The sequence below is a fragment of the Cytobacillus oceanisediminis 2691 genome (assembly GCF_007678455.1).
Taxonomy (GTDB): domain Bacteria; phylum Bacillota; class Bacilli; order Bacillales; family Cytobacillaceae; genus Mesobacillus; species Mesobacillus oceanisediminis_A.
The window spans coordinates 81,180-93,926 of sequence record NZ_VEEP01000012.1; the positions used below are offsets into that span (position 1 = coordinate 81,180).

General features: G+C 46.9%; 12 protein-coding genes. All 12 read left to right on the forward strand.

The genetic code is table 11. From position 1 onward, the window contains the following. Window positions 1-46: 46 nt before the first annotated feature. The 12 genes from FS736_RS21060 (at window position 47) to FS736_RS21115 (ending at window position 12,745) form a co-directional block, all read left to right on the forward strand. Window positions 47-808 (forward strand): beta-ketoacyl-ACP reductase, encoded by a 762-nt coding sequence (locus FS736_RS21060; RefSeq protein WP_395883663.1) that lies wholly within the window; start codon window positions 47-49, stop codon window positions 806-808. Between the two features lie 17 nt (window positions 809-825). After that, entirely contained in the window at window positions 826-1,275 is a 450-nt protein-coding gene (locus FS736_RS21065) for a MaoC family dehydratase N-terminal domain-containing protein (protein WP_144481041.1), read from the forward strand. Then, entirely contained in the window at window positions 1,272-1,679 is a 408-nt protein-coding gene (locus tag FS736_RS21070; protein ID WP_144481043.1) for a MaoC/PaaZ C-terminal domain-containing protein, read from the forward strand. The genes FS736_RS21065 and FS736_RS21070 overlap by 4 nt, the downstream gene beginning before the upstream one ends. 245 nt (window positions 1,680-1,924) lie before the next feature. Beyond that, on the forward strand, window positions 1,925-3,070 hold the full coding sequence (locus FS736_RS21075; protein ID WP_144481045.1) for an acyl-CoA dehydrogenase family protein: 1,146 nt from the start codon (window positions 1,925-1,927) through the stop codon (window positions 3,068-3,070). Window positions 3,071-3,127: 57 nt separating this feature from the next. After that, on the forward strand, window positions 3,128-4,333 hold the full coding sequence (locus FS736_RS21080; RefSeq protein ID WP_144481047.1) for an acyl-CoA dehydrogenase: 1,206 nt from the start codon (window positions 3,128-3,130) through the stop codon (window positions 4,331-4,333). Between the two features lie 12 nt (window positions 4,334-4,345). Then, on the forward strand, window positions 4,346-5,119 hold the full coding sequence (locus FS736_RS21085; protein WP_144481049.1) for an SDR family oxidoreductase: 774 nt from the start codon (window positions 4,346-4,348) through the stop codon (window positions 5,117-5,119). Window positions 5,120-5,134: 15 nt separating this feature from the next. After that, window positions 5,135-6,304: a thiolase family protein gene (locus FS736_RS21090; protein ID WP_144481051.1), complete on the forward strand. Its 1,170-nt coding sequence runs from the start codon at window positions 5,135-5,137 to the stop codon at window positions 6,302-6,304. A gap of 25 nt (window positions 6,305-6,329) precedes the next feature. Then, the gene (locus FS736_RS21095; RefSeq protein ID WP_144481053.1) at window positions 6,330-7,388 is read left to right on the forward strand and encodes a phosphotransferase family protein; all 1,059 of its coding nucleotides are present in this window, start codon (window positions 6,330-6,332) and stop codon (window positions 7,386-7,388) included. Window positions 7,389-7,393: 5 nt separating this feature from the next. Further along, complete coding sequence (locus tag FS736_RS24510) at window positions 7,394-9,112, forward strand: alpha/beta hydrolase fold domain-containing protein (protein WP_186326883.1); 1,719 nt, start codon at window positions 7,394-7,396, stop codon at window positions 9,110-9,112. A 23-nt stretch (window positions 9,113-9,135) separates the two neighbouring features. After that, window positions 9,136-10,812, forward strand: a complete 1,677-nt coding sequence (locus FS736_RS21105; protein WP_144481055.1) for a long-chain fatty acid--CoA ligase — start codon at window positions 9,136-9,138, stop codon at window positions 10,810-10,812. A 44-nt stretch (window positions 10,813-10,856) separates the two neighbouring features. Then, window positions 10,857-11,720, forward strand: coding sequence for a branched-chain amino acid ABC transporter permease (locus tag FS736_RS21110; RefSeq protein WP_144481057.1), 864 nt, complete (start codon window positions 10,857-10,859; stop codon window positions 11,718-11,720). Then, entirely contained in the window at window positions 11,720-12,745 is a 1,026-nt protein-coding gene (locus FS736_RS21115) for a branched-chain amino acid ABC transporter permease (RefSeq protein ID WP_144481059.1), read from the forward strand. Before FS736_RS21110 ends, FS736_RS21115 begins: the two co-directional genes overlap by 1 nt. Window positions 12,746-12,747: the final 2 nt, after the last annotated feature.

Here is a 12,747-nt window from a genome sequence, read left to right on the forward strand (position 1 = left end):
GTGAATTTGTAAGCGTTAACAGTTGACTCGATAGGGAGGAATTATTATGGGAAGATTTGATGGCCGAGTGGCTTTTGTAACAGGAGGAAGCCGGGGAATCGGAAAAGGAATCGTCCAGCTTTTCGCGCAAGAAGGAGCTAAAGTTGCTTTTATTGATTTGAATGAGGAAGCTCTTGCAGATACAACGAATGAACTTAATGAAAAGGGATATGAAGTCTACTCAAAGGTAGCGAATGTTACTGACGCAGAGCAAGTTGAACAAGCATTCAAAGAGGTGAAGGACACTTTTGGTTCTGTTGATATCCTGGTAAACAATGCGGGTGTTATTCGTGACAACCTTCTTTTCAAAATGACTGATTCTGACTGGCAAACTGTCATGGATGTCCATTTGAAGGGATCCTTCAATGCAGCCAGGACTGCACAGAAGTACATGGTCGAACAGAAATATGGCCGAATCATCAATATTTCTTCGACTTCCGCACTTGGAAACCGAGGACAGGCAAACTATGCTGCAGCCAAGGCAGGGCTTCAGGGGTTCACAAAAACCCTGGCCATTGAGCTGGGGCGCTACGGCATTACCGCAAACTCCGTGGCTCCAGGGTTTATCGAAACGGAAATGACAAAAGAAACTGCAGCTCGAATTGGCATCCCTTTTGAGGATTTAATTAAACACAGTGTAGCGGGCATTCCGGTTGGCAGAAGCGGAAAACCAGAGGATATTGCCAATGCTGTCGCATTCTTTGCAGATGAAAAATCATCCTTTGTAAATGGGCAGGTCATCTATGTAGCAGGCGGACCTAAAAATTAACGCGAGGTGAAGGATCAATGTTCAAAGAGCATATTGGCAAGCAATCGAATAAAGTGAAAAACATGGTCGAGCGCGGCGCTGTCAAAAAGTTCGCGGAAGCAATCGGGGATCTTCATACCATTTTCGTGGATGAGGAAACGGGCAAAAACTCCAGATACAGCAAAAACATCGCGCCGCCAACGTTTCCGAGGGTATTTGACTATGGAACAATCGACGGATTGAACCTTCCAAATAAAGGCCTGATCCATGGTGAACAAACCTACCATTATGAGCGTCCCTTATTGGTAGGCGAAGAAATCACCTGCTACTCGGTAGTGAAAAATTACTTTGAAAAAAAAGGCACCCAGGGAGAAATGGGCTTCCTTGTATTAGAAAGCTTTGGTGAGGACGAGATGGGGCAGGTTGTTTTCACCTCTACACAAACAGTCATTATTACTGAAGCAGTAAGGAAGGTGCTGATTGGATGAGTAGATTAGCAGAATTGAAGATTGGTGAATCTCTAAAGGAAATCCTGCTGGATCCAGTGGATCGAATCACTTTGATTAAATACGCTGGCGCGTCCGGAGATTATAATCCGATCCATACAATAGACGAAGAAGCAAAGAAGGCAGGACTGCCGGGGATTATCGCACACGGAATGTGGACGATGGGCAATCTGGCCAAACTGTTTACTGATTTTTACGAGGAAGGTTTCATTCAGGACTATACAATCCGCTTCAAAGGAATGGTGTTCCTGAATGACGTTGTCACTCTCCAGGCAGAACTGGCAGAGGAAAATGAAAACAATCTCCGATTCCTCGTCCGTGCAATCAACCAAAATGGCAATGAGGTCATTAAGGGAGATGTTTCGTACCATCTGTATGCGTCTTAATACAAATTAAACCCGGCATAGCATTGCTGGGTTTATTGCTATAGGTGGTGCAGCATTTAGGAATATAAATCGATTTTAAGGAAAATAAGTTCATTTTTAAGGAATAAAAAGAAAAAGTCAGGAATAAATGATCAATTTTAAGGAATAAAATCAGAAATTCCGGTATATCTGCTGCCAATTGATTCAGCAAGATCTACTTTTGATAAAAACTTTTGTTTTTACCAGAAATGAGGTGACAAATACAGGTGAATTTTGACTTTGATGAGGATTTATTAGCATTAAAACGCAATGTCCGCGATTTCATCCAGGGTGAAGTCGAGCCTGTTGCGATGCAAATTGAAGAAGAAGACAAAATCCCAGAGCGGATCATCCAGCTTTCCAAGGAAATGGGACTTTTTGGACTCAGCATCCCAGAAGAATACCATGGACTCGGTATCGGCATGGTTCAAAAATGTGCACTTTATGAGGAAATTGGCCAGACACACAACGGGTACACCACTTTAATAGGCGCCCATACCGGCATAGGCACGGTTGGCATCGTCGAAATGGGTAATGAGCAGCAAAAACACAAATACTTGCCGGCGATGGCAAGGGGTGAAAAGATCGGCGCTTTCGCCCTCACTGAGCCTGATGCTGGTTCCAATGCGGCTAACCTTAAGACGACTGCGGTCAGAGAAGGTGATAAATATGTGCTTAACGGTTTGAAGCATTATATTACAAATGCTGTAGAGGCAAGTGTTTTTACAGTGATGGCGGTAACAGACCCTGAAAAAGGGGCGAAAGGCATCACTTCCTTCATTGTTGAGAAGGACTTCCCGGGGTTCAAGCTTGGCAAAGTCGAAAAAAAGATGGGACTCAAAGGTTCTCATTCAGCTGAATTGGTTTTCGAGGATTGCGAGGTCCCTGTTGAAAATATGCTTGGAGAAGAAGGACAGGGTTATGTGAATGCCTTGAAAATACTTGCAAACGGAAGGGCGGGCCTTGCATCGCGCAATCTCGGGTCCTGCCAGAAGCTTCTCGACATGTCGGTTGCCTATGCAAAGGAAAGGATCCAGTTCGGCAAACCGATCATCAAGCAACAGGCGGTAAGCCATATGCTGGCGGAAATGGCGGTTGAAATCGAAGCGCTTCGATCACTTACATACCGAGTCGCCTGGATGGTGGATTCGGGCAAGAAGGTCATCAAGGAAGCGGCCATGCTGAAGCTATATGGTTCGGAAGTGTATAACCGGGTGGCTGATAAAGCTGTTCAAATCCACGGAGGGCTAGGCTATATTTCGGACTATCCTGTCGAAAGGTTTTTCCGTGATGCCAGGATTACAAGGATTTATGAGGGAACTTCCGAAATCCAGAAAAACATCATAGCAACACAGCTTGAAAAAGAATATTAAACAGGAAACATACCTACTAGTTAGTATGAAAGAGACAAAAAGAAAGAGGTGGACTAAATGAATTTTGACTATACAGAAAAGGTCAAGGGATACCAGGCCAGGCTGACGGAGTTCATGGATGAATACATCTACCCGAATGAACAGGTGTATAAAGAACAAATTGACAAGATTGACCCTTTTTCAAAAGTTCCTCCGATCATGGAAGAACTGAAGGCAAAGGCAAAAGAAAAAGGTCTTTGGAATCTGTTTTTGCCAGAGAGCGAATATGGTGAAGGACTGACAAATCTCGAATACGCTCCCCTTTGCGAAATCATGGGCAGGTCCAGCATCGCGCCAGAGGTATTCAATTGTGCTGCACCGGATACCGGGAATATGGAAGTGCTGGTCCGTTACGGAACTGAAGAGCATAAGGAACAATGGCTGAAACCGCTTTTGGACGGTGAGATTCGTTCCTGTTTCTCCATGACGGAGCCAGATGTCGCTTCATCTGATGCAACGAATATCCAGGCAAGCATCCTTCGCGATGGTGACGAGTATGTCATTAACGGGACAAAATGGTGGTCATCTGGTGCCGGCGATCCACGCTGCAAGATTGCGATCGTAATGGGCAAAAATGACCCAAATGCTCCAAAGCATGAGCAGCAATCTATGATTCTCGTTCCGCTGGATAGTCCAGGAGTGACAATTAAGAGAATCCTGCCAGTCTTTGGTTACGATCATGCTCCGCATGGCCATGCCGAAATAGAATACAAGAATGTCAGAGTGCCTGCTTCCAATATGCTTTGGGATGAAGGGAAAGGCTTTGCGATTGCCCAGGGGCGTCTTGGTCCTGGCAGGATCCACCACTGCATGAGGACAATTGGAGCGGCTGAAAGAGCGCTTGAAGAAATGAGCAAACGGGTCCTGGAGAGAACCGCTTTTGGAAAAAAACTTGCCGAGCAGGGGGTCATCCAGGAATGGATCGCGGAAGCACGAATCGATATTGAGCAGTCCAGACTCCTGACATTGAAAGCTGCCTACATGATGGATACGGTCGGAAACAAAGAAGCGAAAGCAGAAATTGCGATGATCAAGGTCGTTGCGCCAAATATGGCGTTGAATATCATCGACAGGGCGATTCAGGCTTTTGGCGCAGCCGGGGTAAGTGATGATACCACACTAGCTGCTTCCTGGGCGAATATCAGGACATTGAGGCTGGCGGATGGGCCGGATGAAGTGCACAAACGCGCAATCGCAAGGTACGAACTGAAAAAATATATGTAAGGGGGAGCAGCAATGCATGTATCAAAATTATTTTCACTAAAAGGAAAAGTCGCCATTGTCACTGGGGGCGGACGCGGTCTCGGCGAACAGATCGCTGTGGGTTTTGCTGAAGCAGGAGCCAATGTTGTCGTCTGTTCGCGACGAGTCGAAGCATGTGAGGAAGTAAGCCAAAAACTAAAGGAAATCGGTGTTGAATCTCTTGCTTTGAAATGTGACATCACGAACCCGGAAGACGTGAAAAATGTCGTAGACCAAACTGTTGAGAAATTCGGCCGGATCGATATTCTCGTCAATAACAGCGGAGCATCATGGGGGGCGCCGGCGGAAGAGATGCCGCTGGAGGCCTGGCAAAAGGTAATGAATGTCAATGTGACTGGAACATTCCTAATGTCACAGACAGCAGGTAAAGTCATGCTAGAGCAAGGTTCAGGCAAAATCATCAATATTGCATCAGTGGCGGGATTAAAAGGTTCAAACCCAAAGGTGATGGATGCGATCGGCTATAACGCCAGCAAGGGAGCCGTCATTACTTTTACAAAAGACCTGGCAGTAAAATGGGGACCGCGTGGCATCTACGTCAATGCAATAGCACCTGGATTTTTTCCGACAAAGATGTCAAAAGGGCTGCTGGAAAAAGGCGGCCAGGCGATTCTCGAAGGAACGCCACTAAGGAAATTCGGCTCTGATACTGACCTTAAGGGAGTCGCTGTATTCCTGGCGGCACCGGCTTCAGACTACATCACGGGAGACATAGTCGTAGTGGATGGCGGGACACATGTTCTTTAGAAGGGGGATACTGCTTTGAAAAGAGAAGCTGTAATCGTTTCGGCCGTCAGGTCAGCCATCGGCAGGCAGGGCGGAGCGCTTGCCACGGTACCTGCCCATGTCTTTGGAGCAGAAGTCATAAAGGAAGCTATCAGGAGGGCGAGTGTCCAGCCTGAAATGATCGAAGATATAATCATGGGGAATGTCATCAGCGGCGGAGGCAATATTGCCCGGCTGACCGCCCTGCAAACAGGACTATCACTCGAATTGCCCGGCCTGACGATTGACCGGCAGTGCGGATCGGGAATCAACGCAGTTACTCTCGCGGCCCAGGCGATCAGGGCAGGTGATGGGGATATCTATATTGCAGGCGGGATTGAAAGCATGAGCCGTGCACCATACTTGATGGATAAACCCGACAAACCATACAGCCCCGTTCCCCCAAGCTTCCGGAAGTCCCGGCTGTCACCGGAGGAAATCGGCAATCCGCCAATGGGCATCACAGCAGAAAACCTTGCAGAAAAGTACTCGATCTCAAGAGAAGAACAGGATGAATTCGCCCTGGCAAGCCAGCATAAAATGGCTGCCGCGATGGCTGATGGACGTTTTGACAAGCAAATTGTTCCAATCACGATTCCGGTCCGAAAAGGGGAGCTAATCGTTTTTAATAAGGATGAACACCCAAGGCCGCAAACGACAATTGAAGCACTTTCCAAGTTGCCGCCAGCCTTTTTACAGGGAGGAACGGTTACAGCCGGCAGCAGTTCCGGCCTGAATGATGCTGCAGCCGCACTAGTCATCATGTCGAGAGAGAAAGCTCAGGAATTAGGTGTGAAACCGATGGCCGTGATCAGGGAACAGGCAATAGCAGGGGTCGACCCGAACATCATGGGCATCGGTCCTGTACCAGCCGTTAGAAAAGTTCTTGAAAGATCAGGTCTTAATCTTGACGACATGGATCTGATTGAAATTAACGAAGCTTTCGCAGCCCAGGTGATTGCCTGCGATCGGGAGCTTAATATGGATATGGAGAAGGTCAACGTGAATGGCGGTGCGATTGCCCATGGCCATCCACTGGGGGCTACTGGAGCGATCCTGATGACAAAAGCCGTCTATGAACTTGAAAGAAGAGACGGGCGTTACGCAATGATTACGGCCTGCATCGGCGGTGGCCAGGGAATCGCGGCTATTATTGAACGTGAATAAATTTTCAAAAGGAGGAATGGCACTTATGGCTTCTGATACGATACCGATCAGGCAAGGAGAAGAGCTAGATACAAGTGTTATCGAAAAGTACCTGAGGGAGCAATTGCCTGATCTTCCAGAAGGCATTCTAACAATCGACCAGTTCAGTTTCGGTAAATCAAATCTGACCTACCAGCTGAAAATCGGAGAATGGGAGGCGGTTTTAAGGCGTCCGCCTCTCGGTCCTGTTGCGCCAAAAGCGCATGATATGGAAAGGGAGTACAAGATCCTTAAAGAGATTAGCCCTCACTTTGCGGCTGCTCCCAGGCCCTATTTATTTGCTGATGAAAATGTCATCGGCAGTCCGTTTTTCGTGATGGAAAGAAAGCGCGGCATAGTCCTTGATACGGACTTTCCTGAAGGCATCATGCCGACTGACGAAATGTGCAGATCCCTTTCGGAAACGATGGTCGACCACCTTGTTGAGCTGCACAGCATCGATTATACGAAGACCAGGCTTACCGAAATGACAAAACCTGAAGGCTTCATGGAACGGCAGGTCATCGGTTGGATTCGCCGTTATGAGCGGGCGGAAACAGATATTGTCGAGGGCGTGGAGCACTTAAAGCAATGGATGCTGAAGAATGTTTCGGAATCCAAAACGCCAGCGATCATTCATTACGATTATAAACTGAATAATTCCATGTTCAATGAGGATTTAACGAAGATGGTCGGTCTTTTCGACTGGGAGATGACGACGGTAGGTGACCCGCTGGCCGATCTGGGTGTGGCGATGAGCTACTGGATTCAACCGGACGATTCCGATCTGTTAAAAAGAGGGATGGGAAAACCGCCGGTCACAGTGATACCAGGGTTCATGACCCGTGATGACTTCATGGAGCGGTATGCGAGGAAAAGCGGCATGGACCTTGCGAACATGAATTTTTACCAAACATTTGCCTATTTCAAGCTTGCCGTCATTTGCCAGCAAATTTATTACAGGTGGAAAAAGGGCCAGACAAAGGATAGCAGGTTTGCGCATCTTGATGCATTTGTCAGCAGCCTGATCCAATATGCGTTATATACCGCAACAAAGAAAGGGTGAAGGACATGATGAAGATTCACCTTTTGCTAAAAAAAGAGGACATCGACAAGCAAAAAATGGCCGATAACAAAATCGCTGTCGTCTTTGATGTTCTTCTGGCAACTTCCACGATCACCTCTGCCCTGGAGTTCGGTGCCAAAGAAGTAATTCCGGTCCTTGATGGAAAGGAAGCGAAAAAAGAAGCTGAAGGCAGGGAAAAAGATCATTTCGTACTGGTCGGCGAGTATCAGGGGAAAACAATCGATGGGTTTCTGTCACCAAATCCGTTGGAATTAAGAGAAAAAATCGAGGGGAAGTCCGTCATCCTGTCGACCACCAACGGAACCGTCGCCCTTAAAAGTTCTGCCGAAGCAAAGGCTGTTTATGCAGTGTCGCTGATGAACTGCAAGGCAGTAGCCAATCATATTTTAAAAGATTACCAGGGAGAGACGATTGTCGTCGTCTGTTCTGGTTCTTCGAATGAGTTTAATGCAGAGGATTTCCATGGAGCGGGATGCTTCATTGACTGCCTTATAAAGGAATATGACAAGGAATTTTTCCTGACGGATTCTGCTTATGCCGCGCGCTGTTTCTACCATGCCCACAATCAAAACAGTGATGATATTCTAAAAGACTCCAGAGTCGGCCGGATGCTAAGTAAACATGGCTTTGACCAGGAAATTGAATTTGTTTCACAGCAAAATGTTTTTGCCACGGTTCCAATACTGATAGACAGAAAGAGGATTATTGACGCGGCAAATGATAGCGTTTACAAAAAAGGAGAGGAAAGTATGTCATTGAAGCCGGAAGTAAAAGCGTTGCTTGAAGCCTATGCTCAAAATCCAGTGCCGCCCTTGGAGCAGCTTCCGCTTGCAGAAGCAAGGAAGGGTTTTGAACAGTCTGCAAAACTCATGAGCAAGGCTGAGAAACTTGCAAACACAAAGGATTTCAAAATCCAGGGATACAAGGATGAGATCAAGATAAGACTTTATTCACCAGACGGAACAGATGGAACCAAGCTTCCCGCGATTGTCTACTACCATGGAGGCGGCTGGGTGATCGGCAATATCGAAACACATGATGCCCTTTGCCACACTTTATCCAATGAAGCTGGATGTATCGTAGTTTCCGTGGATTATAGTCTTGCACCTGAAAGCAAGTTCCCGGTTGCAGTCGAGGATTCATATCTAGCTGCCAAATGGGTGTTTGAAAACGCTGATGAAATGAACATCGATGAAAACTTTATCGCTGTCGCAGGAGATAGTGCGGGAGGAAACCTGGCAGCAGTGGTAAGTTACCTTGCTGTCCAGAGACAGACACCGTCGATTGCTTATCAAATGTTGTTTTACCCGTCTACAGGCTTTGAATATACTCCATCCTATGAAAAATACGGTGAAGGCTATTATTTGACCAAGTCTACAATGACCTGGTTCCGCGAACAATACTTAAACTCACCTGAAGATACGCAAAATCCACTGGCCGCGCCGTTGTTGATCCCAGATGAGATTACCCCGCTGCTGCCGCCGGCTTATATCCTGACTGCGGAGCTTGATCCACTATGTGATGGCGGAGAGCATTTTGCTGCGAAATTAAAGAATGCAGGCGTAGAAACCGAGTATGTCTGCGCTCCGGGGATGCTCCATGGTTTCCTTGGGATGACTGAATATTTGCCCGATGGAAAGGAAGCAATCAAGGCTGCTGCGGAAGCCATTAAAAAAAGAAGTGCTCTTAAACCGGTTGAATAATAATCTTTGAGGAGGACTAGACGATGCCTAATCTACACTTTGATCACTGGCCGAAAATCTCTAAATCACTGACATTGCCCGAAACATCACTCTATGAAAATCTCAAAGTCAGTGCGGAGAGATATCCGGACCAAAGCGCAATCTATTACTATGGAAACGCCATCTCATACAGTGAGCTTAACGAAGAAGTTAATTCGCTTGCTGGATTCCTCCAGCAGAAACTTGAGGTTGCAAAGGGAGACAGAGTTTTATTATTCATGCAAAATTCTCCCCAGTTCGTCATTGGATTCTATGCAATTTCACGAGCTGATGCAGTCGTCGTGCCCATCAATCCAATGCTGACTGCAGATGAATTGAGCTTTTACATTAAAGATTGTGAGATTACTTCGGCGTTGGTTGGACAGGAGCTTTATGACAAAGTTGAGCCGCTGATTGATTCTACCCCATTACAGAATGTCGTGGTTGCTGCCTATTCTGATTACAAAGGAGAGAATTTTAACGGTGTCATGCCTCCAGAGGTCGAGGCTGCCAGGGTGGTTTACGAACAGCCAGGGCACTTCCATTGGAAAGAAGCCATTGCAGCACAATATGAGACAGGGACCCACACGTCAAAGGCGGATGATATTGTTGTGCTTCCGTATACATCCGGGACAACCGGACTTCCAAAAGGCTGCATGCATACCAATCGGACCGTCCAGGCGAATACCATCGGTGCCTATCACTGGTCCAGCTCGACAACAAGTGCCGTTCACCTTATGACACTGCCATTATTCCATGTGACCGGGATGGTACACAGCATGCATATGCCGATTTTTTCCGGAAGCACGATGGTCCTGATGACGAGATGGAACCGGGAGGCTGCCGTGGAACTGATTAAATCCCAGGGATGCACGCACTGGGTAGCGATCGCTACTATGATTGTCGATTTCCTGGCAAATCCAAAACTGGACCCAAAAGATATTGCCACGTTGACATCGATATCAGGCGGGGGTGCAGCTCTTCCAGAAGCAGTGGGGGAAAAGCTTTACAAACTTACTGGCCTGCGATTTGTAGAAGGATATGGACTTTCCGAAACAATCGCCCAGACACACTTCAATCCGCCAGACCGGCCTAAAATGCAGTGTCTTGGGATTCCATCCTTCGACGTAGACGCGAGGGTTATTGAACCGGCTACGGGAAAAGAACTTGGTCCTGGTGAAGCAGGAGAAATTGTCGTAAATGGCCCACAGGTGATGGTCGGCTACTACAACAGGGAGGACGAAAACAGGAATTCCTTCATTGAGATTGATGGCAAGAAGTTTTTCCGGACAGGCGATATTGGCCGGTATGATGAAGAAGGCTACTATTTCATGGTCGACCGTGTTAAAAGGATGATCAACGCATCTGGATATAAGGTTTGGCCTACAGAGGTTGAATCTTACCTTTACAAGCATCCGGCCATCCAGCAAGCAGTTGTAGTAGGAATACCTGACCCAAGAAGGGGCGAATCGGTAAAAGCATTTGTCATTTTAAATGATGGATATGAAGGCAAAATCAGCGAAGAAGAAATCATTGAATGGTCCAAACAGCATATGGCGGCTTATAAATACCCTCGCGAGGTAGAATTCAGGACGCAATTCCCAATTACCAGCAGCGGCAAGATCCTGTGGCGGAAGCTTCAGGAGGAAGAGAGGGAAAAAGCTGAAAATCAGGTGAGGTAAAAAGGCTCCGTCACATCAGCTATTAAATTATAAGGAGGATCTTGATGGAGATTTTGGTTCAGCAGCTGTTCAATGGCCTTACCATTGGCAGTGTTTATGCTCTTGTCGCTCTTGGACTCACTCTTGTTTACGGTATCCTTCATATCCCGAACTTTGCCCATGGCGCTTTATACATGATGGGTGGATATATCACCTTGATGATGATGGTGCAATACGGCCTTCATTACTGGCTGGCCATTCTTGTTTCTGTCATCGCGGTAGGATTAATCGGCGTTCTGATGGAGCGACTGGTCTTCCATCCCTTAAGACATGCCCCGCCGATTCATGACAAAATCGCAGCAATTGGAATTCTGTTATTTTTGGAAGCCTTCGCGCAATTCATCTGGGGCGCGGATTACCAAATGATGCCGACACCTTACGGCCAGGTCGTCCAGGTGTTCGGCCTGACCTTCACGATGCAAAGACTGCTGATCATCATTGCAGCAATTGGTGTAATGGTACTGCTTTACCTGTTCCTGAAAAAGACGTTCACGGGTGCGACGATCATTGCGATGTCCCAGGAACGGGATGGAGCGAATCTTGTAGGAATCAATACTAACCGCGTGGCAATGCTTACATTCCTGATATCCGGAGGGCTTGCAGCAATAGCCAGCTCTCTTGCAGCGCCTATAAATCTCGTTTTTCCTGGAATGGGCCAGCTGGTAATCTTAAAGGCTTTTGTCATCATCATTCTGGGAGGGATGGGCAGCATTCCCGGAGCGATTATTGGAGGCTATATTTTAGGTTTCAGTGAAAGTCTCGGCGCCACGTACATTTCTAATGATTACAAAGACATCATAGCGTTCATCCTGCTGGTCATCATTTTAACAGTAAAACCAACCGGCCTGTTTGCCAAGGGGGGACATTGATGGCGAAGGTAATCAATAAACGTACTATTATACTTGCACTTTTGTTATTTGCGATTGCCTTTCCATTCGTTACCCAAAATGATTATTTCATCCATGTAATGACTCTGTCGTTCATCTGGATGATCGGTGTCTATGGGCTTAACCTATTGGCGGGCTATACAGGCTATCTCTCGCTGGCGCATGCTGGGTTCTTTGCGATCGGTGCGTATTCATTGGGCCTCCTGACGGTAAAGGCCCAGATAAATTTCTGGCTTGCTTTTGTTCTGTCGCTTCTTATCACCTCAATTATTGGATTTTTAGTCGGTGTCATTGCCCTAAGGACCAAGGAACATTTCTTCGCCATCTATACCCTATGTGTCGGGTATATCATCTACCTTGTCATTGATAAATGGGACAGTTTGACAGAAGGCGTCCGCGGTTTGATCGGTATCCCCGCGCCGGCAAATATTGGACCGATCTCATTCGAGTCATCCCTGTCACAATATTATCTTGTTTTGGCCATATTGCTTCTCGTGATCCTGTTTGTTTATCGAATCGTGCATTCCCTGACCGGAAGGACGTATATTGCGATTCGCAATAGTGAAGACCTTGCGCAGACTATCGGAATCTCAACAATGAAAAATAAATTGGAAGTTTTCGTGCTTTCCACTTTTTTCGCCGGACTGTCAGGAGCTCTATATGCGTCATTCATCCGTTTCATCGGGCCAGATATCGGAAATATCGTTATCACATTTGATTTGCTGACATACCTCCTGATTGGCGGGATCGGCACGTTATCAGGACCTATTGTCGGCACCGTATTGGTTGTATGGATTTCCCAACAGCTGCAGTTCCTTCAGGATTACCGGATGCTCATTTTCGGACCTGTGCTGACACTCCTGGTCATATTTTACCCGCAGGGAATCGCCGGGGCAATTGGCGGCTGGAGGTTAAAGCGCGCCGAAAAGAAGCTGCATAAAGATGAGATAAAAGAGGGATATTCACAAAATACGATCAGTACAGACAAACAGGTGAAGGAGGGGTAAGG

Bases quoted from the DNA above. Each gene is read 5' to 3' on its own strand.
- FS736_RS21080 (WP_144481047.1), top strand. From the start codon at position 3,128: ATGAATTTTGACTATACAGAAAAGGTCAAGGGATACCAGGCCAGGCTG.
- FS736_RS21095 (WP_144481053.1), top strand. From the start codon at position 6,330: ATGGCTTCTGATACGATACCGATCAGGCAAGGAGAAGAGCTAGATACA.
- FS736_RS21065 (WP_144481041.1), top strand. From the start codon at position 826: ATGTTCAAAGAGCATATTGGCAAGCAATCGAATAAAGTGAAAAACATG.
- FS736_RS21105 (WP_144481055.1), top strand. From the start codon at position 9,136: ATGCCTAATCTACACTTTGATCACTGGCCGAAAATCTCTAAATCACTG.
- FS736_RS21115 (WP_144481059.1), top strand. From the start codon at position 11,720: ATGGCGAAGGTAATCAATAAACGTACTATTATACTTGCACTTTTGTTA.
- FS736_RS24510 (WP_186326883.1), top strand. From the start codon at position 7,394: ATGATGAAGATTCACCTTTTGCTAAAAAAAGAGGACATCGACAAGCAA.
- FS736_RS21070 (WP_144481043.1), top strand. From the start codon at position 1,272: ATGAGTAGATTAGCAGAATTGAAGATTGGTGAATCTCTAAAGGAAATC.
- FS736_RS21110 (WP_144481057.1), top strand. From the start codon at position 10,857: ATGGAGATTTTGGTTCAGCAGCTGTTCAATGGCCTTACCATTGGCAGT.
- FS736_RS21060 (WP_395883663.1), top strand. From the start codon at position 47: ATGGGAAGATTTGATGGCCGAGTGGCTTTTGTAACAGGAGGAAGCCGG.
- FS736_RS21085 (WP_144481049.1), top strand. From the start codon at position 4,346: ATGCATGTATCAAAATTATTTTCACTAAAAGGAAAAGTCGCCATTGTC.